The following is a 23,585-nucleotide window of genomic DNA, read 5'->3' as shown; positions in this document are numbered from 1 at the left end:
CATTTGGTGGGGCTGTCACTTGAAAAAAGGCAACTCGGGAAAGACGATATGCAGCACCGGATTGCCGGCGGCAAACGCCAGAAATCGCGTGTAAAATCGCCAGATCGCGCGGGCTATCCTGGGATTACGACCAGAACTGCGGGATCGTTTCGCTGAGTCTCGGGCCAAGTCGGAGCGGCGCGATCTTCTCCGCAAGGCCCGTGCGATCGGAAATCTCGACGCCGACGCCGCAGATCGTTGCCGGGCCGGAAGCCGCCTCGAAGCGGCCCTTGGGCATCTTGGAGATGAACCGATTGAGCGGCTCTTCCTTGTCGATGCCGAGCGACGAGTCATAGTCCCCGCACATTCCGGCATCGCTCATATAGGCGGTGCCGCCGTTGAGGATCTGATGGTCGGCAGTCGGAACATGGGTGTGCGTTCCGACCACGAAGCTCGCGCGGCCGTCGACGAAATGGCCGAAGCATTGCTTTTCGCTGGTGGCCTCCGCATGGAAGTCGAAGACAATGGCGTCAGCCTGCTCCCCGAGCGGACAGGCATCGAGGATCGTCTCGGCGGCCTTGAAAGGGTCGTCGAGCTCGGGATGCATGAAGACCCGCCCCATGATGTTGGCGACCAGCACGCGGGCGCCGTTGCGGGCAAAGAAGAGATTGGATCCGCGCCCCGGCGTCCCGGCCGGATAGTTTGCCGGGCGCAGGAACTGGTCGTGCCTCTCGCAGAAGACCACCGCTTCCTTCTGGTCCCACACATGATTGCCGGTCGTCACCACGTCGGCGCCGGCATTGATCGTTTCGAGAAAGATGTCTTCGGTAATGCCGAAACCGCCGGCGGCGTTCTCGCCGTTGACGATGACGAAGTCGAGCTTCAGGTCGCCGACCAATCCCGGGAGACGCTCCCAGACGGCCGTGCGGCCCGTCTTGCCAACCATGTCCCCCAGAAAAAGAAGTCGCATACCCGTTCAATCCCGCTTGGATCACCATGGTTTGGGTCAATCGACCCTAAGTCCCACAACGTGATCGGTTCTAAAAGCTAGAGCGGGATGCGGCGGAAACCGCGCACTTTTCCTCATTCCGCTCTAAAATGCCGAAAACCGCTCTCCGTCAGCACCGCGTCAAGCGCCACGTCGTGCGGTTCAGCCGGCACTGATGCCACTTCCTGGCAGTCGAATGCAATCCCGATGAGTCGCGGCATGTGACCTTTGCGGCGCAAGCGGTCGATTGCGCGGTCATAATAGCCGGCACCATAGCCGATCCGATGCCCCACCGAATCGAAGGCCGAAAGCGGCACGAGCATGATGTCGGGATCGATCTCTGGCGCGTCCGGGCCCGGCCCGGTCGTACCGAAGCCGGTCTGGACCACCGCCACGCCATCGACGAGCTCGCGAAAAAGGATGGTGTTCTTGTCGATGATCACCGGCAGGCAGAGCCGCGCGCCGCGATCCTTGAGCCGTACCATCAGCGGCCGGATGTCCGCTTCCGAGCGAATCGGCCAGAAGCCGGAAACGACATGACCGGGGTCGAGTGCAATGACATCGCCGGCGTGGTCGGCCATGGAAAGGCTCGCCTCGATACGCACTTCCAACGGCATCGCATCCCGCAAAGCCAGGCGTTCCTTTCGCAGCGCTGCCTTCAAATCCTTCGGTGACATCCGAGACCTCTCCCTGCGGGCTCCTCGCCCTTCATGCCGGTTTAGCGCGAAGCGCCCACCGCATGTCTCCTTAAATCGGAGCGGATTTAAGGATAAAAACACGCAGTAATTCAAGGTGCTACAGCGACCTCTGTGCGTCTGGTAGAACGCACGGCGCTGTAGCTGCGCAACAATCCTCCGCGCCTTTCCCATTTCGGCCCGGCGTTCGCGCGTCATTGATCACTAGAGCATCCTTTGCGCGTTCATTCGAACGCACGGCGCTCTAGGCACGGTTCCGCTTTCGAAAGTCGCCTGGCGTGTGCAGATACGTTCGCGATTTCAAATAATTAGCTCAGGCCAAATCCCGCGTGCATTGCGGCGGCACGGCCTTGCGAGCGAGAGTGGCGGGCGGAAGTCCATGGCCGAAAAGATGAATCAACTCGACGCCCTCGAGTTGCGTTGCCTCGCCCTTGCCGCCCGCGGCAGGAGCCGGCAGGAGATGGTTTGTGAGACGGACATTCCGATGGAACGCATCAACAGGGCGCTCGACGGCGCGATGCGGAAGCTGCAGGCAGGCAACCTCGCCGAAGCGATCTTTCGCGCAGCAAGGCTCCATCTGATTTCATAACATCCAGTGGGAACGATAGACGGCTTCCAGGCGCGCGCCGTCCAGGCCCGCCGGCCAGCGAGGCCCGCTCAGGCCAGCGTCCTTGAGCAATCGCGGATTGTCCCACGGCGCCTCGCGGCACTGCGCGACCTGCGACGCCTGCCAGGCACGCCAGTGCCCAAGCAGCGAACGGAGTTGCATGATCGAGGAAGCGCTGGCGGAACGGGCAGTGAAGGGCATGCTCATGAGCGGATCTCCGAAAGGACGCTCGAAAGAGTTGTATTTTCCGCCATTGGTTGACATCTGACAAACGAATTGCGAACATACCTATCATCAGATTTTCTGATGGCTGGTTACATGTCCTTTCCACTCGACAGCGATCTCCTGAGAACCTTCCTCGCGGTTGCCGACTCCGGCAATCTGACCAAGGCGGCCGACAACGTCGGCCGCACCCAGTCGGCCGTGAGCATGCAGATCAAGAAGCTTGAGGACATGCTGGGCGACGCGCTGTTCGACCGGCATTCGCGCGGGGTCGTGCTGACGACGCAAGGTCAGCGCCTCGTCGACAATGCGCGGCGCATCGTCGCCCTTCTCGATGACACGGCGGCATCCATGCGCCAGCCGGCCTTGGACGGCTCGGTCAGGATCGGCATCCCCGAGGAATACATCAACTCCACCCTGCCAAAAGCCTTGGGTGCGTTCGCCGCCATCCATCCTGGCGTGGAGGTCACGGTGCAACAGGGTACGTCGATGTCCAACCTGGCAGCGCTGGAGGCGGGCGAGATCGATATCGCCATCGTTTTCGAGCCAGGTGGACGCAGCAAGAACGAGGTCCTCATGGTGGATCCAACCGTCTGGGTGACCTCGGATCAACACGGCATACACGAGCGGCAGCCCCTGCCGATCGCCGCCTATACTTATGCAACGGGCGGATGGTGCGACGACCTGGCGATGCAGAATTTGAAGAAGCGTGGGAGACGGAGCCGTGTCGCCTATGTCAGCCGTACGAGCGGCGGCCTGATAGCCGCCGTCGTTTCAGGTCTTGCGATCGCGCCGCTGTCGCGCAGCGCCATACCGCCCGGTTGCCGCGAACTGACCGAGGACGACGGTTTTGGTGTCATCGACATGTCGAACGTGGTGCTGCGCACGAGATCGGAGAACCGATCACCGACGACCGACGCAATGGCCGATGCCATTCGCAGCGCTTTCCTGGGCACTACAGTGCCGCGCGTCTGATAAGACGCGCAAAGACGCTGTAGCAGCAGGATCCGCTACGAGAAAGGGGAAGTGCGATCCACGACGACCGGTGGATTGTTTACGATCCCGGGTGCCTACAAAGTAGGTGGGCGCCGTGTGTCCGAACCCACGAGTTCGGCCAGGGACAACTCCCTTGAGATCGTGTATGGCCCCGGGGATTGTGGTTCCTGTCGGGAAGCGCAGACCGCGCGCTCAGATATAGAGGCTCTTGGCGGTTTTCGCCAGAGGCGTTTTTAAAGAAGACGATCAGTTCGCCGGAGCACCGGCGCGGCCGTTGAGCTTGGCGGCAATGCTGTGGATCTGCGCCGTCACTTCGCTGAGTGCCGAGGCCAGCGCCTCCTCGCTCCTCGCCTGCTCGGAAAGCTGAACGTCGCGGCCGCTCTTCAGGTTGCCCAGTTCCGTCTCGAGGCTCTTGAGCCGGCGATTGACCTCGCTGAGTTCATCCATGACCATGATGCCGGCCATCACGGTCAGCCGCAGGTCGCCGATTTCCCCGAACTGTCCCTTTAGGTGGCTCACATATTGATCGAACCTCGCCGCGAGGTCGCTCAGATGATCCTCTTGCCCTTCCTCGCAGGCCATCCGGTAGGCCTTGCCGTCGATCGTCACCGTTACCTGCGCCATAGCGTAAACCTCAACGATCCAGCACCGCTCGAATGGTTTCCATCGCCGTCACCAGGCGACGGGAGACTTCGCGGTTGACCTCTTCCAGCCGATTGGCCCGGAACTGGGACTGATCGAGTTCCTGCGCCAGCCGCGAGCGATCGATATTGACCCGCCGCACCTCGCCCTCGAACTCGCTCAAATCCCTTTCCTTGTCGAAACGACCGTCTATCGCCCCCTCAAGCGATTGCACCGCGTTCCGTAGCTCCTCGATCGCCGCTTTGACCGTCTTTGCCGGCATGCTCCCGATACCTCTCTAGAGCGGGATGAGGAAAAGTGTGAAGCGGATTTCCGCCCCGCCCTAAATCAATCTGCCGCCGCATGATTCCTCAAATCGAAATCGATTTAGGACAAAATCACGCAGCATTTCAAAGCGCTACAGCGACCTTAGCGCGTCCGATTGGGCGCGCGGCGCTGTAGAGTCGTCTGCACGTTCCCCGAACGCGCCGCTCCGGAAGAGCCGAATCGCCAGACGCAGTCCGCTGCTTCGCCTCGGTTCTTTTTAAACCCATTACATAAGTCTCAACAATGCCCCGTGCGGCAAAACGCCGTCGGAAGCTGTGGATCATTGCTCCCGAGCAATCGCACTCATACTGTATGCTGCCCGCACAAGAACGGTATCGAAAAGCACGTCGCCATTTGGCCGCGGAAGGCCCGTATTTATTGACTCGCGTGGAGCACCTGCTATGTGTCTGCCGCTTCTCACACGGTCTTGGAGGATAGAGACCGTCCCTGACCACCGAACTCAAACGGAACAGTCATGATCTCTCGCGAAAAACACGATCGGATGGCAAATGCGATCCGCTTCCTCTCCATGGACGCCGTCGAGAAGGCAAATTCCGGCCACCCGGGTCTCCCAATGGGCGCTGCCGATATCGCAACGGTTCTCTTCACGCGATACCTCAGCTTCGATCCCAAGAACCCCGCCTGGCCCAACCGCGACCGCTTCGTGCTTTCGGCCGGCCACGGCTCGATGCTGCTCTACTCGCTGCTCTATCTCACGGGCTACGAGGACATCACCATCGACGAGATCAAGAACTTCCGTCAGCTTGGCTCCCGCACGGCCGGCCATCCGGAATACGGCCATGCGGCCGGCATCGAGACCACCACCGGTCCGCTTGGCCAGGGTCTCGCGAATTCGGTTGGCATGGCGATCGCCGAGCGCAAGCTGCGTGACGAGTTCGGCAGCGACCTGATGGAGCACTATACCTACGTGCTCGCCGGCGATGGCTGCCTGATGGAAGGCATCAGCCAGGAAGCGATCGCGCTTGCCGGCCACCTCAAGCTCAACAAGCTGATCGTCTTCTGGGACGATAACAACATCTCGATCGACGGCCCGATCTCGATCGCCGATTCGACCGACCAGCATGCCCGCTTCCGCGCCTGCAACTGGAACACCATCGCGATCGACGGTCACGATCCGGACGCGATTGCGGCAGCGATCGAACAGGCCCAGAAATCCCACAAGCCGACGATGATCGCCTGCAAGACCGTCATCGGTTTCGGCGCCCCGAACAAGGCCGGTACCCACAAGGTCCATGGTTCGCCGCTCGGCGCCGACGAAATCGCCGCCACCCGCAAGGCGCTTGGCTGGGAGGCCGAAGCCTTCACCGTTCCCTCGGACGTGCTCGACGCCTGGCGTCTCGCCGGCCTTCGCTCGACCAAGGTGCGGAAAGACTGGGAAGAGCGCCTCGAAAAGACCGAGACCGAGAAGAAGGCACAGTTCATCCGCCGCTTCTCCGGCGAACTCGAAGGGAGCCTTGCCTCCGCAATCAGCGCCTACAAGCAGAAACTCGCTGACACCAAGCCGTCGCCCGCGACCCGCAAGGCTTCCGAGGACGCGCTCGAAGTCATCAATGGCGTTCTCGCCGAGACGATCGGCGGTTCCGCCGACCTCACCGGCTCGAACAACACCAAGACGAGCCAGACCCATTCGATCACCCCGGACAACTTCTCCGGCCGCTACATCCACTATGGCGTGCGCGAGCACGGCATGGCGGCGGCGATGAACGGCATGGCGCTGCATGGCGGCCTCATCCCCTATTCCGGCGGCTTCCTGATCTTCTCGGATTATTGCCGCCCGTCGATCCGCCTCGCCGCGCTGATGGGCATCCGCGTCATCCATGTGCTGACCCATGATTCCATTGGTCTCGGCGAAGACGGTCCGACCCATCAGCCGGTCGAGCACATGGCTGCGCTACGCGCCATTCCGAACCTGTTGATGTTCCGTCCCGCCGACGCGACGGAAACCGCCGAATGCTGGCAGCTTGCGCTCGAAAGCCATAACCGTCCGTCCGGCATCGCGCTTACGCGCCAGAACCTGATGGCCGTGCGCACGGAGTATGAGGAAGAAAATCTCTGCGCCCGTGGCGCCTACGACCTGATTTCCGCAAGCGATGCCCAGGTGACGATCTTCGCTACCGGCTCGGAAGTCGAGATCGCCGTCAAGGCCTGCCAGACGCTCACCGCCAAGGGCGTTTCGACGCGCGTCGTGTCGGTTCCCTGCTTCGAGCTCTTTGCCGAACAGAGCGAAGACTACCAGCAGGCCATCATCGGCGATTCACCGGTCAAGATTGCGGTCGAAGCCGGCGTCCGGCAGGGGTGGGATCACTTCATCGGCACCGATGGCACGTTCATCGGCATGTCGAGCTTCGGCGCCTCCGGTCCCTACAAGGACCTCTACAGGCATTTCGGCATCACGCCGGAAGCCGTCGTAGCGGCCGCGGAAGCCAAACTGTCCTGATCAAGCCCGAGGGCGCTCCCCAAGGGCGCCCTCTTTCCGTACAATGCCATTCTGACAGGGAGAGACCCGACATGACAGTGAAAGTCGCCATCAACGGTTTTGGCCGCATCGGCCGCAACGTGCTCCGCGCGATCGTCGAATCCGGCCGCACCGACATCGAAGTCGTCGCCATCAACGACCTCGGCCCGGTCGAGACGAATGCGCACCTGCTGCGTTTCGATTCCATCCACGGCCGGTTCCCGGCTGATGTGAAGGTCGAGGGCGACGCCATCGTCATCAACAACGGCAAGCCGATCAAGGTGACCGCCATCCGTAATCCGGCTGAACTGCCGCACAAGGAACTCGGCGTCGATATCGCCATGGAGTGCACCGGCATCTTTACCGCGCGCGACAAGGCGGCCGCCCACCTCGAAGCCGGCGCCAAGCGCGTCATCGTCTCGGCCCCCGCGGACGGCGCCGATCTGACGGTCGTCTACGGCGTCAACCACGACAAGCTGACGAAGGACCACCTCGTCATCTCCAACGCATCCTGCACGACCAACTGCCTGGTGCCGGTCGCCAAGGTGCTGCACGACGCCATCGGCATCGACCACGGCATGATGACGACGATCCACTCCTACACCAACGACCAGCCGTCGCTCGACCAGATGCACAAGGATCTCTACCGTGCACGTGCGGCCGCCCTGTCGATGATCCCGACCTCCACCGGTGCTGCCAAGGCCGTCGGCCTCGTGCTGCCCGAACTGAAGGGCAAGCTCGACGGTGTCTCCGTGCGCGTGCCGACCCCGAACGTCTCGGTCGTCGATCTCAAGTTCGTCGCCAAGCGCGAGACGACCAAGGAAGAGGTCAACGCGGCTATCAAGGCAGCCGCCGATGGTCCGCTCAAGGGCATTCTCGGCTATACGCTTCAGCCGAACGTCTCCGTCGACTTCAACCATGACCCGCATTCCTCGATCTTCCATATGGATCAGACCAAGGTCATGGAAGGCAAGTTCGTGTCGATCCTCTCCTGGTACGACAACGAGTGGGGCTTCTCGAACCGCATGGCGGATACGGCGGTCGCCCTCGGCAAGCTCCTGTAAGACCGATGTTTCGGGCCCTTTCCTCAACGACGGTGCGGTGGCGCCCGCTCGAAGGGGAAGGGCTCGAACATCTGAGCCTCACGGCTCTTGAAGCAACGGCCGGCGCGGCCATCCGCGCCGAAAGCGTCGTTATCGGTGAGCGCGGCGGCCGTCCTTATGGTCTGCGTTACCGGATCGACTGCGACGCGCACTGGCAAGTGATGTCGTTGCTGATCGAAACGACGGAAGGCAGGACGTTGCACCTGCTCTCAGACCGCCAGGGCCATTGGCGCGACCTCAACGGCGTCGCCCTTCCTGAATTCGACGGCTGCATCGACATCGACCTGGCCGGCACACCCTTCACCAACACGCTCCCGATCCGCAGGCTCAACCTCAACCGGAAAGCCGGTACGACAAAGCTCAAGATGCTCTTTGTGCCGTTCGATAGCTTCGAACCCACGGTCGACGGCCAGCATTACACCTGCCTCGAGAACGGTAAGCTCTACCGCTTCGAGGCAGAGGATGGAAGCTTCACGGCCGACCTGCCGGTGGACGAGGACGGCCTCGTCATCGACTACCCTACCCTTTTCCAGAGACTATCACCGGAGACTATCTGATGACTTTCAAGACTCTCGACGATCTGACCGACATCGCCGGAAAGCGCGTACTGGTGCGCGTCGATCTCAACGTACCAGTCAAGGACGGTCAGGTGACCGATACCACCCGCATCGAGCGCGTGGCGCCGACCATTCGCGAGCTCTCGGAAAAGGGTGCCAAGGTCATCCTGCTTGCCCATTTCGGCCGGCCTAAGGGCGAGCCGGTCGCCGACATGTCGCTGAAGATGATCGCGCCCGCCGTCGAGGAAATTCTCGACCAGCGCGTTCATTTCGCCGCCGACTGCATCGGCGACAAGGCCGCCAATGCCATTGCCGAGATGAACGACGGCGATGTGCTCCTGCTTGAAAACACCCGCTTCCACAAGGGCGAGGAAAAGAACGATCCGGCTTTCGTCACGGCGCTGGCCGCCAATGGCGACATCTACGTGAATGACGCCTTCTCCGCCGCCCATCGCGCCCATGCCTCGACCGAGGGGCTCGCGCACCACCTTCCGGCCTATGCCGGCCGAACCATGCAGGCCGAGCTCGAAGCCCTCGAAAAGGGCCTTGGCAACCCGAAGCGCCCGGTCGTCGCTATCGTCGGCGGCGCCAAGGTCTCGACCAAGATCGACCTGCTCCAGAACCTGGTGAAGAAAGTCGACGCCCTGGTGATCGGCGGCGGCATGGCCAATACCTTCCTCGCCGCACAGGGTATCGATGTCGGCAAGTCCCTCTGCGAGCATGACCTAGCGGACACGGCAAAATCGATCATTGCCGCCGCGTCCTCGGCCGGTTGCGCCATCGTGCTGCCGGAAGACGGCGTCGTGGCTCGCGAGTTCAAGGCCGGCGCAGACAACGAAGTCGTCGATACCAAGGCGATCCCGGCTGATGCCATGATGCTGGATGTCGGCCCGAAATCGGTCGCCGCAGTCAACGACTGGATCTCTCGCGCCGAAACGCTTGTGTGGAACGGTCCGCTCGGTGCTTTCGAAATCACACCCTTCGACAAGGCGACCGTCTCTGCCGCCAAGCATGCGGCAGCCCGCACGAGGGCCGGTTCGCTCGTCTCGGTTGCCGGCGGCGGCGATACGGTCGCAGCCCTCAACCATGCCGAAGTCGCCGACGATTTCACCTATGTTTCGACGGCCGGCGGCGCCTTCCTTGAATGGATGGAAGGCAAGCCGCTACCGGGCGTCGACATCCTCCACCAGCAGAAGTGATCAGGCTTTCCGACCCGGGCAAGCTCATCGGCCTGGGTCGGAAGGTAAAAATAATTATGATATTTCAAACGATTAAAATAATTTAAATCGTTTTAGTCGATTTTCCCGCCATTTTCCCGGACAATTTCTTCTGTTATCGCGCCTTTATTCGGAACGCGGCGGACGCATCTGCGCCTCAGACCGAACTTGTTTTCATTCGTCGCCCGCTCCGTTCGTGATCGGCGCTGTCTAAGGAGAAAAAACATGAGCGAAAGACTGGAAGATATTGCGGTTGCGATGGTCGCCAATGGCCGGGGCCTGCTCGCCGCTGACGAGTCGACCGCAACAATAAAGAAGCGCTTCGACAGCATTGCACTGGAATCCACCGAGACCTCGCGCCGCGACTATCGCGAGATGCTGCTGCGGTCGGAGGAAGCGATGCGCAACTACATCTCCGGCGTCATTCTTTACGAAGAAACGCTGTTCCAGAACGCAGCCGACGGCACGCCGCTCGTCGAGATCATCCGGCAGGCCGGCTCGATTCCCGGCATCAAGGTCGACACTGGCGCAAAGCCCTTGCCCTATTTCGCAAAGGAGACGATCACCGAAGGCCTCGACGGCCTCGCGGCACGGCTCGCCAAGTATCATGAGGCCGGCGCCCGCTTTGCCAAATGGCGCGGTGTCATAGCCGTCTCCGATACCCTTCCGACCTGGGGTGCAGTGAAGGCCAACGCCCATGCACTGGCCCGCTACGCCGCACTCTGCCAGGAAGCGAAGATCGTGCCGATCGTCGAGCCGGAAGTGCTGATGGACGGCGCCCCCGGCGACCACTCGATCGAGCGTTCCGAAGAGGTTACGGAATGGGTGCTGCGCACCGTGTTCGAGGAACTCGGCGACGCGCGCGTCAAGCTCGAAGGCATGATCCTGAAGCCGAGCATGGTGATCGACGGCAAGAAGGCGCGCAAGGCGTCCGTCAGCGAGGTTGCCGAGCGCACGGTCAAGGTGCTGAAGCGCACCGTGCCTTCCGCCGTTCCGGGCATCGCCTTCCTCTCCGGCGGCCAGTCGACGGAGGAAGCAACCGCGCATCTTTCCGCCATCAACACAGCGCACGACCTGCCCTGGAAGCTCACCTTCTCCTATGGCCGCGCTCTGCAGCAGGAGGCGCTCACCGCCTGGAACGGCAAGGCGGAAAACGTCGCCGCCGGCCAGCGCGCCTTCACGCATCGTGCGAAGATGTGCAGCCTCGCGGCCAAGGGCAGCTGGAAAAAGGACCTCGAAAAGGCCGCCTGAGGCGTCAGCACCGGACCGAAAAGTGGGGAGCGAGGAGAAGGCCCGGCGGCAGCGATGTCGCCGGGCTTTTGCTTGGGGATGGATAGCGGCGATCTCCGCCGCGCGGCAATTGTCAGGGAGACAAGTTCGCTGTTCCGGCCGGCGCACAACGGCTCTATCGGTATGTCGATCGAGCAGGAGCATTTCAATGACAACCGTTTCCTTCGCCACTGTCGATGTTTTCACCTCCGAGCGCTTCGCCGGAAATCAGCTTGCCGTGATCCCCGACGCACGCGGATTGACCGATCGCCAGATGCAGGCGATCGCCACGGAATTCGGCTATTCCGAAGTCACCTTTGTGCTTCCGCCAGGCGATCCCGCAAACACCGCGCGGGTGCGCATTTTCACGCCCACGACCGAAGTGCCGTTTGCTGGACATCCGAATGTCGGCACCGCCTTCGTGCTCGGTCGACAATCGGAAATCTTCGGCAAGTTGCCGGGCGACCACCTGCGTTTCGAGGAAAAGGCGGGATTGGTCGAGGTGGCCCTCTTGCGCCAAGACAGCGTTGTTACAGGCGCGAGCATCGTCGCGCCACAGCAGCTTGCCATCGGCCCGGTCATTGACACAGCGACCATCGCCGCCTGTGCCTCACTCCGCCCAGAAAGCGTGAGCGATCGCTGCCACGCGCCGGTGCGGATTTCCGTCGGCCTTCCCTTCGCGGTCGCCGAAATCCGGGATGTGGAAACGCTCGCGATGGCGCGCCCGAACGTTAGCGTCTTCGACGAAGCGAATGCACGCTATCCGCTTGCCGAAGACAGCTTCAGCCTGTTCCTCTACGCCCGCACCCAGCAGCAGCCGTGGCAGGTAAGAGCCCGCATGTTCGCGCCGCTCGACAATGTCATCGAGGACCCAGCAACCGGCAGCGCTTGCGCCGCGCTCGGCGCCTATCTCGTCTCGCTCCTTCCGGATGCCGACGCGGAAATCCAACTCACGATCGAACAGGGAGTCGAGATGGGTCGGCGCAGCCTCATAACCGTTGCCGTCAGCAAGCAGGGCGGCTCGATCCGCAAGGTCGGCGTCTCGGGCGATTGCGTGGCCGTCATGCGCGGATCGATCGAGGTGTGATTCTGCCGCGACAGCGCGAGGTTCAGCGCGTCGCGGCCTCCTGGTTCCCGAACGCGTCGAGGAGCGCGCGGAAGCGCGGGTGGTCGCGAATGGCGTCCAGATCGGAGTCCTGCTGGAACCAATGGAGGTGATAGCAGGAACTCTGCGGCACGACGGTCTCAAGGAGATCCAGCGCGCGCTCGCCCTCGCCGAGAAGCGAGTAGACGCAGGCTGCATTGTATTGCGCGACCACGTCGTCCGGATCGATCGCCAGCGCACGAGTCACCCATTCCTTCGCGCGCTCGGGTTCGCCCATGTGCGCGAGCGCCAGCGCGCCGCGATGCGCCGGGCTGGCATTTTCCGGATGCCGCTCGAGCGCGCGTTCGGCCCGCTCGATGCCGATGCGCGCCCAGCGCTGGCGCTCGGTTTCCATCCCGAGCGAGAAGTAGCAACCCATCAAATGAATTGGCGAAAAATAGTCGTCCGGCCTGATCTCGGCCGCGCGCTGGAAGAATCCGACCGCTTCCTGAAACCGACCCAGCGCAAACAGGAAGCGACCATAGTATAAATTCGCTTCATAAAGCGAGGGATCAAGCGCCAGAGCCTGGCGGAACTCGCGGCCGGCCTCCTCCGTTTGCCCTTGGTGATTCAATGCCAGCCCGCGTGAGGCATGCGCTTCCGCCAGATTTGAGTCGAGGGCGAGCGCCCTTGCGCTCATCTCTAGAATGCTGTCGAGCGAAAACTCCTTTTCGTGCCAATCCCTGATCGCACATTCGCATTCGGCTATGCCCGCATAGGCACGAGCATACTTCGGATCGAGTTCGACAGCCTTCAGGAACATCCGGCGCGCAAGCAGCAGGTAGGGCCGGGTCCAGGTACGGGAGAACTGCCGACCCCGAAGATAGTAGGTATAGGCTTCCACGGAGGTGGTCGGATCGCTCTCGATCGCTTTCTTCTCCTCCGGCAACAGCTTGATCCTGAGTTGGTCGACGATCGCATGCGTGATCTCGTCCTGGATCGTGAAGATATCCGTGAGTTCGCGATCGTAGCGGTCCGCCCACAAATGTCCGCCGGTCTGCGCGTCGATAAGTTGGCCCGTGATGCGCACCCGCTCGCCCACCTTGCGGACACTGCCTTCGAGAATGAAGCGGACACCGAGTTCCTGGGCGATCTGCTTCACCTTCACCGGCTTGCCCTTGTAGGTGAATACGGTGTTTCGGGCGACGACATGCAGGCGTGAAATCTTGGACAGATCGGTGATGATGTCCTCGGTGATGCCGTCGGAGAAATATTCCTGCTCCGGATCCTGGCTCATGTTCGTGAAAGGAAGAACGGCGACCGAGAGCTCATAGCCGGGCTCTACCGTGACGGCGGTCGGCTCCGCTGGCTTCTGTACTGCTACACCGCCGCCGAAGGAGATGGTGTAGACGCGGACGCTCGCGGCAATGTTCTTCAACGCATGCTCCCCCTTGTCCACGAAGCCAAGGTCGAGCCGCGAGCCGACATGATCGCGCACTGAGGCGGAAACTGCGATGCCGGAAGGCTCGGCCAAGCCCTCGAGCCGAGCCGCCACGTTTACCCCGTCACCGAAAATGTCGCCGTCTTCGACGATGACGTCGCCGAGGTGAACACCGATCCGGAGCTCGATGCGCCGGCTCCTTGGCAGGCCCTCGTTCCTGGCGAGCATGCCGCGCTGGATCTCGGCTGCACAGGCGACGGCATTCACCACACTCGAAAACTCGACCAGCATGCCGTCGCCCGCAAGCTTGACGACGCGTCCCTTGTGGTTTGCGATCTTTGGCTCCAGGAACTCGCGGCGATGCCTCTTCATCGCTGCAAGCGTGCCGGCCTCGTCGGTTCCCATGAGACGGCTGTAACCCACGACATCGGCAGCGAGGATGGCGGTCAGACGACGTTCCAAGAGACCCTCGATTTTCATCTTGTGTCCGAACAAGCTAACTTATCCTTTTATAGTCTGGATGTCGTGCGGATACTTCCGCACCTCGGCCATCAGAATAGCCCGGCGCGTACAGAGGATCTGTTTCAAATGGAACCAGCCGTACGGGACATCAACTATTCTGGGTCGTGCCGCGATTTTCCGTCCGGAATTGCCTGGCTTCAAAGAGTTCGATCAGTTCTCTGTTTCAACGAAACGATGAAATGATCTAGGGCCGCACAAGCACGGTGACCATCATCACCGCGATCGCGAAAACCGCGATCTTCCAGAAGTCACGACGTTGGCGCAGCCCCGGCAAGCCGAACGGCTTGATGAGTTGAACACACATTGCCAATAGTAGGAGAGCCGCCAGGATCTTCGACATTCGTTCAATCCCCGAAAGCTCTGTTCGCCACGACGGGCCGCGATGCCGAAGCGGGATGGGCCGGAAAACCTTTGTGCACTTTTCCTGTCTCTTTCCTCGACGTCATATCGTCGTCACTTTTGGTCGCATAGAGGGCTATTGTTTCCGCCGCCGATTTGCAATGACAGGTGGCACAGAATCCGGCTGGCAATTGCGGGAGCTCGGCCCTAGCTTGCTGACGGCAGAACGATTTTCGGATTGATGATGAGAAAGAACCTGCTTCCCGTCACCGCGCTCCTGCTTGGTACCCTGTTTCTCTTCCTTGGAAACGGCCTGCAGAGTCTGCTCCTGCCGGTCCGCGGCACGGCGGAAGGGTATCCGACGACCATTCTCGGACTCCTTGGCACCTCCTGGGCCTCCGGCTTCGTTCTCGGCTGCTTCCTGGGGCCGAATGTCGTCAAGCGCATCGGGCATGTGCGCGCCTTCAGTGTCTTCACCGCCCTGATCGCCATCATCTCCTTGCTAACCGGCATCCTGGTCGATCCGATCTGGTGGGTTGCATTGCGCGCTGTCACGGGTTTCTCGACCGCCGGCACATCGATGATCATCGAAAGCTGGTTGAACGAGCGCGCCACCAATGAAAGCCGTGGCGTGATCTTCTCGCTCTATATCGCGATCACTTTGTTCGGCGTCGTCGGCGGCCAGATGATGATCCCATTCGGCGAGACGTCGACGACCTTCTTCTTCATGATCTGCGGCATTCTCTATTGCGTCGCGATGCTGCCGACGCTGCTCTCCAAGGCCGCCTCGCCGCAGCCGCTGAAACAGGTCCGGCTCGATCTGCGCGGCCTCTACCGCAATTCGCCGGTCTCCTTCCTGGGGATTCTGCTGGTCGGTATCGCAAACGGCGCCTTCGGAACGCTCGGCGCGGTCTTCGGTCGCCAGGCCGGTCTTTCCGACAGCACCGTCGCAACGATGATGAGCGTGGCAATCTTTTCGGGAGCCGTCATGCAGTTGCCTGCGGGCCGTATTTCCGACAGCATCGACCGGCGCTACGTGCTGGCGGTGCTCGCCGGCATCGGCGCGCTTGCGGGTCTCCTGCTCTTCCTCGTCGAACCGGGCCAGGTCTGGATCGTGTTGACGCTGATCGCCATCTACGGTGCGGCCGCCAATGCGCTTTATCCGATCGCCGTCTCCCACGCCAACGACTTCGCGACGCCCGAAGAATTCGTCAAGGTTTCAGGCGGCCTCTTGCTGCTCTACGGCATTGGCACGATCATCGGCCCGACGATCGGCGGACCGGTGATGACGGCGACGGGGCCTTACGGCCTGTTCATGATCACTGCCTGCGCGCATATGTTGATCACGGCCTACGCAATCGTCCGTAGTCGCCGCCGCGCACCGGTTCCGGTCGCTGAGCGCGACGCCTTCTCGCCGGTCAACGCCGGTACGCCGACGACGCCGGAAAGCCTGCAGCTTTCGCCGCGCGCCGCACCGCTCGATGAGCCGCGAGACGATATCAGCGACAACCCCGAGGAAGAGGAGAGATCGAATGAGCCTGTTTGACGACGACCTTCCCAAGAAGAAGACGGTCCACGAGATCGGCAGCGACCTGTCGCTGCTCTCGGTCGATGAACTTTCAGCGCGCATCGCGCTTTTGACGGAGGAGATTGCAAGACTGGAGGCCGAGCGGGCGCGTAAGTCGGCGAGCAAGTCCGCAGCGGAGAAGCTCTTTCGCTAGGTGACGACGCGCAAAGTCTTCTTGCGCCCGCGCCTCCTTCTTCGCGACCCGAAATGAACGCTGCTTAACGGCAAATTAAGCATTTTCGGCGATTGTCGAGTCATCCGGTTTCTCCCGGACTCAGACATTTTCTCCGACTGGCGAATGGGTCTGATTTTTCTCCCTGTTTTACCTTGAGAGCCGCCTTCCGCGGCTCTTTTTTTGTCTTGCGACCGGTGTATTTCAAAGAATTGTGGAGATTAACCCTTTCTTAAGAATACCCTTGCGCGGAATGCGGTATGGGGTCATTCTTCAACCATAGAGGGGGCCAGGGGACGTTTTTCCCGGAGCCGCCCGTCACCTGACCGTTATGCGTTTGAACCAGGGAAAAAACAGGCCATGTCCGAGAGAGGATTGAATACCGTCAGCTTCGCGGGACACGCTGCGTCCTCGGCGCAGTTCAAATCGCTCTATGCGGAAGGCATGGGCCTGGTCGAAGAAACGGCAAGCTATCTCGATGGGCCGGGCCGCCTGGCCTCCAAGACGCTGCCGCGGATGGCGTCGGTGCTCTACGCGGCCGAGTCGATGCGGCTTACCACGCGGCTGATGCAGATGGCCTCCTGGCTTCTCCTTCAACGCGCCGTCAACAACGGCGAGATGAGCCGTGATCAGGTTCTTTCAGAAAAGAGCAAGGTTCGCCTCGACAGCTTCAATGTCGATCGCAGCGCGCCCGGCTGGAATGACCTTCCGGAGACGTTCCGCGATCTGATCGAACGGTCGCTCCGCCTGCAGAACCGCGTCGCCATGCTCGATCGAGAGATTTACCGGCCGCAGGAGGCGACGAGCTTCGTTCCGGACAACCAGAACGGCGTCAAGGCGCAGATCAAGCTGCTGCAGACCGCCTTCGGCGCCAACTGACGCCCGAACGGCTCACCTTCCCTGACAATCCAGAACCCGGCCGCGCGCCGGGTTTTTCGTGCCGGAGCATGACTCTGCTACCGCATCTATCCTTACCGACTTGAGGATAAAAACCCGCAGCAATTCAAAGTTTACAGCGACCTTTGCGCCTCTGACAGGAGGCGCAGCGCTGTAGACGCGGGCAACAAAAAAGCCCGGCAGGGCCGGGCTTCGAACACGCTGAAAACAGCGAGCAATCAGAGGCCGAGGCCTTCGAAGCGCTTCTTGAACTTGGAGACGCGGCCGCCGCGGTCGACGAGCTGCTGGTTGCCGCCGGTCCAGGCCGGATGCGACTTCGGGTCGATTTCCAGGTTCATGGTGGCGCCTTCCGAACCCCAGGTCGAACGGGTTTCGTATTCGGTGCCGTCGGTCATGACCACCTTGATCGTGTGGTAGTCGGGATGGATGTCTGCCTTCATAACAATCTTCCTAGAGTTCCAGGGTCCAATTGTCGCAAGGCATTGCGACTTTGGGACCGAACACGTAAATGAAGCCGCAGACCGCCACTGGGCTACGGCTCCCCAATTCGATGCCGTGCCTATACATGAAGGTCTGCGGGATAACAAGTGCCGCGCGGAAGACTTATCAGGAAAGCCCTTCCACGCATTTCAAAGTGCTACAGCGATCTTAGCGCGTCCGATCGGACGCGCGGCGCTGTAGGCGATCGGGGGTCATGTGTCCACACGAGAGAACCAACCGCCAGCACGCAGGTCCATTCGCCCGCTTGCCGCCGTGCTGCCCTACCTGGCGCGATACCGCCCGTTTGTGGTTGGAGCCGCAATCTCGCTGACGCTCGCCGCGGTCACCACGCTGACATTGCCGCTGGCTGTCCGCCGGATGATCGACAACGGCTTCTCCAATTCCGATTCCGGCTTCATCAACACCTATTTCTCCATGCTGATGGTGCTGGCCATTGTCCTCGCTCTTGCCAGTGCCGCGCGCTACTACTTCGTCATCTCGCTCGGCGAACGCATCGTCGCCGATCTCCGCCGAGATGTCTTCGCCAAGGTCACCCGGCTTTCCGCCTCCTTCTTCGATGTCAACCAGTCAGGGGAAATCGTGTCCCGCCTGACCGCCGACACGACGCAGATCAAATCGGCCGTCGGCGCCACGGCGTCGGTGGCGCTGCGCAATCTGATCCTCTGTCTCGGCGCCATCGGCATGATGATCTATACCAGTCCGAAGCTTTCGAGCCTCGTGCTTGCAGCGATCCCGGTCATCGTCTTTCCTCTCGTCGGTTTCGGCCGGTCTGTCCGCCGGCGCTCGCGCGAGGCGCAGGACACACTTGCTACAGCCTCCGCCTATGCCGGGGAGGCGATCGCGGCAGCCCGCACGGTCCAGGCCTTCAACGGTGAAGAAAGCGCCAATCGGCATTTCGGCAGCGCGGTGGAAGACGCCTATGGCGCGGCGCGGGCGGCGATCAAGGCGCGGTCGATCCTCACCGGATTTGCCATCACCATGGTCTTCGGCAGCGTCGTCGCCGTGCTCTGGTTCGGCGCGCGCGACGTGCTCGCGGGCACGCTCTCGGCAGGCACGCTCAGCCAGTTCCTCCTCTATTCAGTTTTCGCCGCCGGCAGCCTCGGCGCGCTCTCGGAGGTTTGGGGTGAACTCTCGCAAGCGGCGGGTGCCGCCGAGCGCCTGAACGAACTGCTGACGGAAGTGCCGCAGATCCAGGCGCCCGAGCATCCGGTCGCCATGCCGGTGCCGGCACAGGGGGCGATCGAGTTTGCCGACGTCCACTTCGCCTATCCGGCGCGCCCGGATTACAAGAGCCTGAACGGCCTGAGCTTCGCGGTCAAGCCGGGCGAAACAGTGGCCATCGTCGGCCCCTCCGGCGCAGGCAAGAGCACGGTCTTCTCGATGCTCCTGCGCTACTACGATCCGGCGAAAGGAACTGTCACAGTCGACGGCATCGACGCCCGCACCGTCGACCCCAAGGAGTTGCGCGGCCGCATTGCCATCGTGCCGCAGGACACGACGATCTTCGCCGCCTCCGTCCACGACAACATTGCGTTTGGCGCGTCGGATGCGAGCCGGGAAGCCGTCCGCGCAGCCGCTGCCGCCGCGCAGGCGGACGAATTCATCGCAAGGCTTGATCGGGGCTACGACACCGAAGTCGGCGAGCGCGGGGTCACGCTTTCCGGGGGCCAGCGACAGCGTATCGCCATCGCAAGGGCGATCCTCAGGAACGCGCCGATTCTTCTCCTGGACGAGGCGACCTCGGCGCTAGACGCCGAGAGCGAGACATTGGTGCAGACGGCGCTCGACGGCCTGATGCGGCAGCGCACCACCGTTGTCATCGCACATCGGCTGGCGACCGTGCTCAAGGCCGACCGTATCCTTGTCATGGACCACGGCCGCGTCGTCGAGGAAGGCACACATACGTCGCTGATCCGCCAAGGCGGCCTTTACGCAAAGCTCGCCCGGCTGCAGTTCGACCACGGCGCGGAAGCGCTCTTCATTGCGGCTCGAACTTAGACTTTCGTCGTCCAACCGCCGCTGATACATCTTCCGCCATTGCACCGCCGGAGCCGGGCCCTATTCTTAAGGACCCGGCCTTTTGCAGCCGGCATCGTCACCGACGACATTGGGAGGATTTCCGCATGGCATTCACGAGATTGACCCGCCGCGCCGCTATGGCCTTCGGCCTGACCGCGCTTTCCGCGTTGGCCATTGGGCCAACAGCGCAAGCGCAAGACTTTCCGGATCGGCCAGTGACCTTGGTTGTCCCCTTTGCTGCCGGCGGCTCGACCGACGTGGTCGCGAGAATCATTGCCCAGAAGATGTCGGAGGATCTCGGCCAACAGGTCATCGTCCAGAACGTGGCCGGTGCCGGCGGCAATCTCGGGGCCGCCAACGTCGCCCGCGCCGATCCCGACGGCTATACGATCCTGATGGCCACGGTTGCGACGCACGCACTCAATCCGTTGATCCTGAAGACCAAGCCCTATGACCCGGAAAAGGATTTCGCGCCGATCTCCCTGCTGGTCATCGTGCCCAACGTGCTGGTCGTCAACCCGGAGCTGCCGGCCAAGACCGTCGAAGAATTGCTCGCCTTGCTCAAGGCAGCGCCGGACCAGTACAGCTACGCCTCGTCCGGAAACGGAACACCGCTTCATCTCTCGGGCGAGCTCTTCAAGAAGATGGCGGGCGTCAGCATGCAGCATATCCCTTACAAGGGCTCCGGGCCGGCGCTGAACGACGTCATCGGCAACCAGGTCCCGATCATGTTCGACAATCTCCCCTCGTCGTCAGGGCATATCAAGGCCGGAACCTTGCGGGCGCTCGCTGTCACGACCGCCGAACGCGCACCGTCGTTCCCCGATATTCCGACAATCGCCGAATCCGGCATTCCCGGCTACGAGACCTATACCTGGAACGCGCTCTTCGCACCCGCCAACACGCCCCAGCCGGTGATCGCCCGCTTGAACGAGTCGGCAAACAAGGCGCTCGCCGACCCGGCGGTCCAGAAGCGCATGGAGGAGTTCAGCGCGAAGATCGTCGGCTCGACGCCCGAGGAGCTCGGCGCCCACGTCAAGGCAGAGCTTGCGAAGTGGACGCCGGTGGTACGCGACGCCAACATCCAGATGGACTGACGCTTTCGGTCAAGCGCCGGGTCTGAAACGGACCCGGCGCATTGCCGCCGCTTGCACCAACCAACCCCGCCAGTCGGACGTCTACGTCGCGAATCCGGCGTTGCGCCCCGCCGCGCGGCCAGAGAAGATGCAGCCGCCGAGGAAGGTCCCCTCGAGCGCGTTGTAGCCATGCATGCCGCCGCCGCCGAAGCCGGCCACCTCGCCCGCCGCATAGAGACCCGGAACCGGTTCGCCGGATATCTCCAGCACCTGCCCAGCGAGATTGGTCTGCAGGCCGCCGAGTGTCTTGCGCGTCAGGATGTGCAGCCGAACGGCGATCAGCGGCCCGGCCTTCGGATCAAGAAGGCGATGCGGTTTTGCGGTTCGCAGCAGCCGGTCGCCGCGATAGGTCCGAGCACCGCGGATCGCGATCACCTGAGCGTCCTTGGAAAAGGGATTGGTGATCTCACGATCACGCGCTTCGATCTGCGCTCTCAGATGGGAGGCCGAAAGCCGGTTCTCGCCGGAAAGCCGGTTCATCGCCTCGACTAGGTCCTCGAGCCGGTCGCGGACGATGAAGTCCTCGCCTTTGTCCATGAAAGCCTGGACGGGACCCGGCGGATTTTTGCCGAGCCGCTTCAGGAGAAGCGCCAGGTTCTTGCCGGTGAGGTCGGGATTCTGCTCCGACCCGGAAAGGGCGAATTCCTTCTTGATGATCGCCCTGGTCAGAATGAACCAGCTGTAGTCGTGACCGCTGCGGCGGATCGCCTCCAAAGTGCCGAGCGTGTCGAAACCCGGCATCGCAGGCGCCGCGAACCGATTGCCGTCGGCATCGCACCAGAACGAGGACGGCCCCGGCAGAATGCGAATGCCGTGATCCGGCCAGATCGGGTCGAAATTCCTGAGGCCCTCCGTGTAGTGCCACATGCGATCGGCATTGATGACGGAACCTCGCGCTTGGCCGGCGATTTCGAGCATGCGGCCGTCGACATGATGCGGCACGCCGCTCACCATCGTCGCCGGAGGTTGCCCGAGCCGCTTGCGCGGCCAGTTTCGGCGTACGAGTTCATGATTGCCGCCGATGCCGCCGGAACTCACGATGACCGCCCCGGCCGAGATTTCGAAGCCTCCGACGACGTCACGCGAGCTGCGCTGGCCGCGCGCCACCGGATCCGCCTTGAGGATCGCGCCGCGGGCGCCTGTTACCACACCATCGGTCGTCACCAGTTCATCAACGCGATGGCGGAAGCGGAATCGCAGAAGGCCGCGGCTTTCCGCTTCCCGCGCCTGCCGGACAAAGGGACCGAGGACAGCGGGGCCGGTGCCCCAAGTCACGTGAAAACGCGGGACCGAATTGCCGTGACCGTGGGCGAGCCCACCCCCACGTTCGGCCCAGCCGACCACCGGGAACAAGCGAAGCCCAAGCGAATGGAGCCAAGAGCGCTTCTCGCCGGCGGCGAAATCGAGATAGGCATCGGCCCAGAGCCGCGGCCAATGATCTTCCGGCCGGTCGAATTGCGACGAGCCCAGCCAGTCCTGGCGCGCGAGATCGCGGCTGTCGCGAATTCCCATGCGCCGCTGCTCAGGGCTATCGATGAAGAACAGGCCTCCAAGCGACCAGAAGGCCTGACCGCCTAGATTCTGCTCCCCCTCCTGATCGAGAACGATCACCTTGCGGCCACGCGCCGCAGCCTCGGACGCCGCCACGAGCCCGGCAAGGCCCGCACCAACGACCAACACATCACAATCCATGCAAGGCGCCCTCCCTACAACGCCGTGCGTCCCTCCAGACGCACAAAGACGCTGTAACACTTTGAATTGCTGGGACGTAACTGTTACGCAGACGTCAAGGTCAATTCAAGGGCTCGGAGACGCCGCTATTTCTCTGTCAATTTCAGCTCGATACGCCGGTTCTGTGCCCGAGCTTCAGGGTTGTCACCCTCGGCGATGGGCTGAAATTCGCCGAAGCCCGCGGCCACTAGCCGGTCCGCTGGCACGCCCCTGGACATCAGGAACTTCACGACCGATGTCGCGCGGGCGGACGACAGCTCCCAGTTGTCGGCGAAACGGCCGGATCCCGACAGTTGCACATTGTCGGTATGGCCATCGACGCGCAGGACCCAGTTGATCTCGGCGGGAATTTCCTTGGCGAGATCGAGAAGCGCGGCGGCAAGTTTCGCCATTTCGGCCTGGCCTTCGGGGTTCAGGTCGCTGCTGCCCGACGGAAAGAGCACTTCCGACTGGAAGACGAAGCGGTCACCGACGATACGGATGTTTTCACGATCGGAGAGGATTTCCCGCAATCGGCCAAAAAAGTCGGACCGGTAGCGATTGAGCTCCTGCACGCGCTGGGCCAGCGCCACGTTCAGCCGACGGCCGAGATCGGCGATCTTGGCCTGCGATGCCTGATCCTTCGCCTCCGACGCCTGAAGGGCGCCCTCGATGGCCGCGATCTGGCTGCGCAGCGCGGCAATCTGCTGGTTCAGAAGCTCGATCTGGCTCATCGCACGAGCGCTGACCTGCTGCTCGGCCTCCAGTTCCGATCCCAGCCGGCCGATCTTCTGGTTGGCCGCTTCGGTGCTGCCGGCGCCTTGGTCGAGCAGCGCCTGCAAGCGCGAGCGCTCGCCTTCGGACTGGGCAAGCGAAGCCTGGAGGTTCGCAAGCGAATCCTCGAGATCCTGCTTGCCGCTCTTTTCCAGTGCAAGAAGCTGCGTCAGTTCATTGATCTGGCTGTTCAGCCGGTTCAGCACCTCGTCCTTGCCGGTGATTTCCCGTCCAAGCAGGAATTGCGCCAGCACGAAGACGCTCAGCAGAAACATGATCGACATCAGCAACGTCGAGAGCGCGTCGACGAAGCCTGGCCAATAGTCGATCGTTCGGTGACTGCGACCTTTACGGGCAAGGGCCATG

22 protein-coding genes, 1 other RNA gene and 1 pseudogene are annotated in these 23,585 nt (G+C 62.1%); 13 read left to right on the top strand and 11 right to left on the bottom strand.

Annotated elements, in window-relative coordinates:
• Window positions 1-124 precede the first annotated feature (124 nt).
• Window positions 125-949 (bottom strand): TIGR00282 family metallophosphoesterase, encoded by an 825-nt coding sequence (locus tag QN224_RS23560; RefSeq protein ID WP_173509180.1) that lies wholly within the window; start codon window positions 947-949, stop codon window positions 125-127.
• Window positions 950-1,062: 113 nt separating this feature from the next.
• A complete protein-coding gene (locus QN224_RS23555) occupies window positions 1,063-1,644 on the bottom strand; it encodes a 5-formyltetrahydrofolate cyclo-ligase (protein ID WP_173509179.1) in 582 nt (193 codons plus the stop codon).
• A 397-nt stretch (window positions 1,645-2,041) separates the two neighbouring features.
• On the opposite strand from QN224_RS23555, the gene QN224_RS23550 reads away from it, so the two are divergent.
• On the top strand, window positions 2,042-2,251 hold the full coding sequence (locus QN224_RS23550; RefSeq protein ID WP_283978590.1) for a transcriptional regulator: 210 nt from the start codon (window positions 2,042-2,044) through the stop codon (window positions 2,249-2,251).
• Here QN224_RS23550 and QN224_RS23545 read toward each other — a convergent pair.
• Window positions 2,246-2,476, bottom strand: a complete 231-nt coding sequence (locus QN224_RS23545; protein ID WP_283978589.1) for a hypothetical protein — start codon at window positions 2,474-2,476, stop codon at window positions 2,246-2,248. The two genes, QN224_RS23550 and QN224_RS23545, sit on opposite strands and share 6 nt — an antisense overlap.
• A 77-nt stretch (window positions 2,477-2,553) precedes the next feature.
• Here QN224_RS23545 and QN224_RS23540 point away from each other — a divergent pair.
• Window positions 2,554-3,466: pseudogene (locus QN224_RS23540) on the top strand (LysR family transcriptional regulator).
• 51 nt (window positions 3,467-3,517) lie between these two features.
• Here QN224_RS23540 and ssrS read toward each other — a convergent pair.
• The 3 genes from ssrS to QN224_RS23525 all read right to left on the bottom strand — a co-directional run bounded on the left by ssrS (window position 3,518) and on the right by QN224_RS23525 (window position 4,391).
• Window positions 3,518-3,676: non-coding RNA, 6S RNA (ssrS, locus tag QN224_RS23535), on the bottom strand.
• Window positions 3,677-3,733: 57 nt separating this feature from the next.
• Window positions 3,734-4,111, bottom strand: coding sequence for a cell division protein ZapA (locus QN224_RS23530; RefSeq protein WP_269281517.1), 378 nt, complete (start codon window positions 4,109-4,111; stop codon window positions 3,734-3,736).
• 10 nt (window positions 4,112-4,121) lie between these two features.
• Window positions 4,122-4,391, bottom strand: a complete 270-nt coding sequence (locus QN224_RS23525; protein ID WP_283978587.1) for a DUF4164 domain-containing protein — start codon at window positions 4,389-4,391, stop codon at window positions 4,122-4,124.
• Window positions 4,392-4,910: 519 nt separating this feature from the next.
• On the opposite strand from QN224_RS23525, the gene tkt reads away from it, so the two are divergent.
• From tkt to QN224_RS23495, 6 genes are all read left to right on the top strand, one after another.
• Window positions 4,911-6,893, top strand: a complete 1,983-nt coding sequence (gene tkt / locus QN224_RS23520) for a transketolase (RefSeq protein WP_283978586.1) — start codon at window positions 4,911-4,913, stop codon at window positions 6,891-6,893.
• 71 nt (window positions 6,894-6,964) lie between these two features.
• Window positions 6,965-7,975, top strand: coding sequence for a type I glyceraldehyde-3-phosphate dehydrogenase (gap, locus tag QN224_RS23515; RefSeq protein WP_173509173.1), 1,011 nt, complete (start codon window positions 6,965-6,967; stop codon window positions 7,973-7,975).
• Window positions 7,976-7,980: 5 nt separating this feature from the next.
• Window positions 7,981-8,571 carry a putative glycolipid-binding domain-containing protein gene (locus tag QN224_RS23510; RefSeq protein WP_283978585.1) on the top strand — a complete coding sequence of 197 codons (591 nt, stop codon included), beginning with the start codon at window positions 7,981-7,983 and terminating at the stop codon, window positions 8,569-8,571.
• Complete coding sequence (pgk, locus tag QN224_RS23505; RefSeq protein ID WP_283978584.1) at window positions 8,571-9,770, top strand: phosphoglycerate kinase; 1,200 nt, start codon at window positions 8,571-8,573, stop codon at window positions 9,768-9,770. Before QN224_RS23510 ends, pgk begins: the two co-directional genes overlap by 1 nt.
• A gap of 243 nt (window positions 9,771-10,013) precedes the next feature.
• Window positions 10,014-11,039, top strand: a complete 1,026-nt coding sequence (locus QN224_RS23500; protein ID WP_283978583.1) for a class I fructose-bisphosphate aldolase — start codon at window positions 10,014-10,016, stop codon at window positions 11,037-11,039.
• 187 nt (window positions 11,040-11,226) lie between these two features.
• Entirely contained in the window at window positions 11,227-12,144 is a 918-nt protein-coding gene (locus QN224_RS23495; protein WP_283978582.1) for a PhzF family phenazine biosynthesis protein, read from the top strand.
• 22 nt (window positions 12,145-12,166) lie between these two features.
• On the opposite strand, the gene QN224_RS23490 is transcribed toward QN224_RS23495, so the two are convergent.
• Both QN224_RS23490 and QN224_RS23485 read right to left on the bottom strand, forming a co-directional pair.
• Window positions 12,167-14,077, bottom strand: a complete 1,911-nt coding sequence (locus tag QN224_RS23490) for a tetratricopeptide repeat protein (protein ID WP_283978581.1) — start codon at window positions 14,075-14,077, stop codon at window positions 12,167-12,169.
• A gap of 211 nt (window positions 14,078-14,288) precedes the next feature.
• Window positions 14,289-14,444 carry a hypothetical protein gene (locus QN224_RS23485; protein WP_283978580.1) on the bottom strand — a complete coding sequence of 52 codons (156 nt, stop codon included), beginning with the start codon at window positions 14,442-14,444 and terminating at the stop codon, window positions 14,289-14,291.
• A gap of 243 nt (window positions 14,445-14,687) precedes the next feature.
• Between QN224_RS23485 and QN224_RS23480 the strand changes: the two genes are divergently transcribed.
• The 3 genes from QN224_RS23480 to QN224_RS23470 all read left to right on the top strand — a co-directional run bounded on the left by QN224_RS23480 (window position 14,688) and on the right by QN224_RS23470 (window position 17,061).
• On the top strand, window positions 14,688-15,989 hold the full coding sequence (locus QN224_RS23480) for an MFS transporter (protein WP_283978579.1): 1,302 nt from the start codon (window positions 14,688-14,690) through the stop codon (window positions 15,987-15,989).
• A complete protein-coding gene (locus QN224_RS23475; protein WP_283978578.1) occupies window positions 15,976-16,164 on the top strand; it encodes a DUF1192 domain-containing protein in 189 nt (62 codons plus the stop codon). Before QN224_RS23480 ends, QN224_RS23475 begins: the two co-directional genes overlap by 14 nt.
• Window positions 16,165-16,542: 378 nt before the next feature.
• Complete coding sequence (locus QN224_RS23470; protein WP_283978577.1) at window positions 16,543-17,061, top strand: DUF1465 family protein; 519 nt, start codon at window positions 16,543-16,545, stop codon at window positions 17,059-17,061.
• A 236-nt stretch (window positions 17,062-17,297) separates the two neighbouring features.
• On the opposite strand, the gene rpmE is transcribed toward QN224_RS23470, so the two are convergent.
• Window positions 17,298-17,519 (bottom strand): 50S ribosomal protein L31, encoded by a 222-nt coding sequence (gene rpmE, locus QN224_RS23465; RefSeq protein WP_173509163.1) that lies wholly within the window; start codon window positions 17,517-17,519, stop codon window positions 17,298-17,300.
• A 256-nt stretch (window positions 17,520-17,775) separates the two neighbouring features.
• On the opposite strand from rpmE, the gene QN224_RS23460 reads away from it, so the two are divergent.
• Both QN224_RS23460 and QN224_RS23455 read left to right on the top strand, forming a co-directional pair.
• Window positions 17,776-19,578: an ABC transporter transmembrane domain-containing protein gene (locus QN224_RS23460; RefSeq protein ID WP_283978576.1), complete on the top strand. Its 1,803-nt coding sequence runs from the start codon at window positions 17,776-17,778 to the stop codon at window positions 19,576-19,578.
• A 125-nt stretch (window positions 19,579-19,703) separates the two neighbouring features.
• Window positions 19,704-20,696: a tripartite tricarboxylate transporter substrate binding protein gene (locus QN224_RS23455; RefSeq protein WP_269281493.1), complete on the top strand. Its 993-nt coding sequence runs from the start codon at window positions 19,704-19,706 to the stop codon at window positions 20,694-20,696.
• Window positions 20,697-20,777: 81 nt separating this feature from the next.
• On the opposite strand, the gene QN224_RS23450 is transcribed toward QN224_RS23455, so the two are convergent.
• Window positions 20,778-22,427 (bottom strand): FAD-binding dehydrogenase, encoded by a 1,650-nt coding sequence (locus tag QN224_RS23450; protein WP_283978575.1) that lies wholly within the window; start codon window positions 22,425-22,427, stop codon window positions 20,778-20,780.
• Between the two features lie 125 nt (window positions 22,428-22,552).
• Entirely contained in the window at window positions 22,553-23,584 is a 1,032-nt protein-coding gene (locus tag QN224_RS23445; RefSeq protein ID WP_173509159.1) for a peptidoglycan -binding protein, read from the bottom strand.
• Between the last annotated feature and the right edge of the window lies 1 nt (window position 23,585).

The sequence above is a fragment of the Sinorhizobium sp. 7-81 genome, from assembly GCF_030124405.1.
GTDB classification, from domain to species: Bacteria; Pseudomonadota; Alphaproteobacteria; order Rhizobiales; family Rhizobiaceae; genus Sinorhizobium; species Sinorhizobium psoraleae.
Note: the sequence above shows the minus strand (reverse complement) of the source record. Positions and strands in the feature narration are given on the sequence as shown.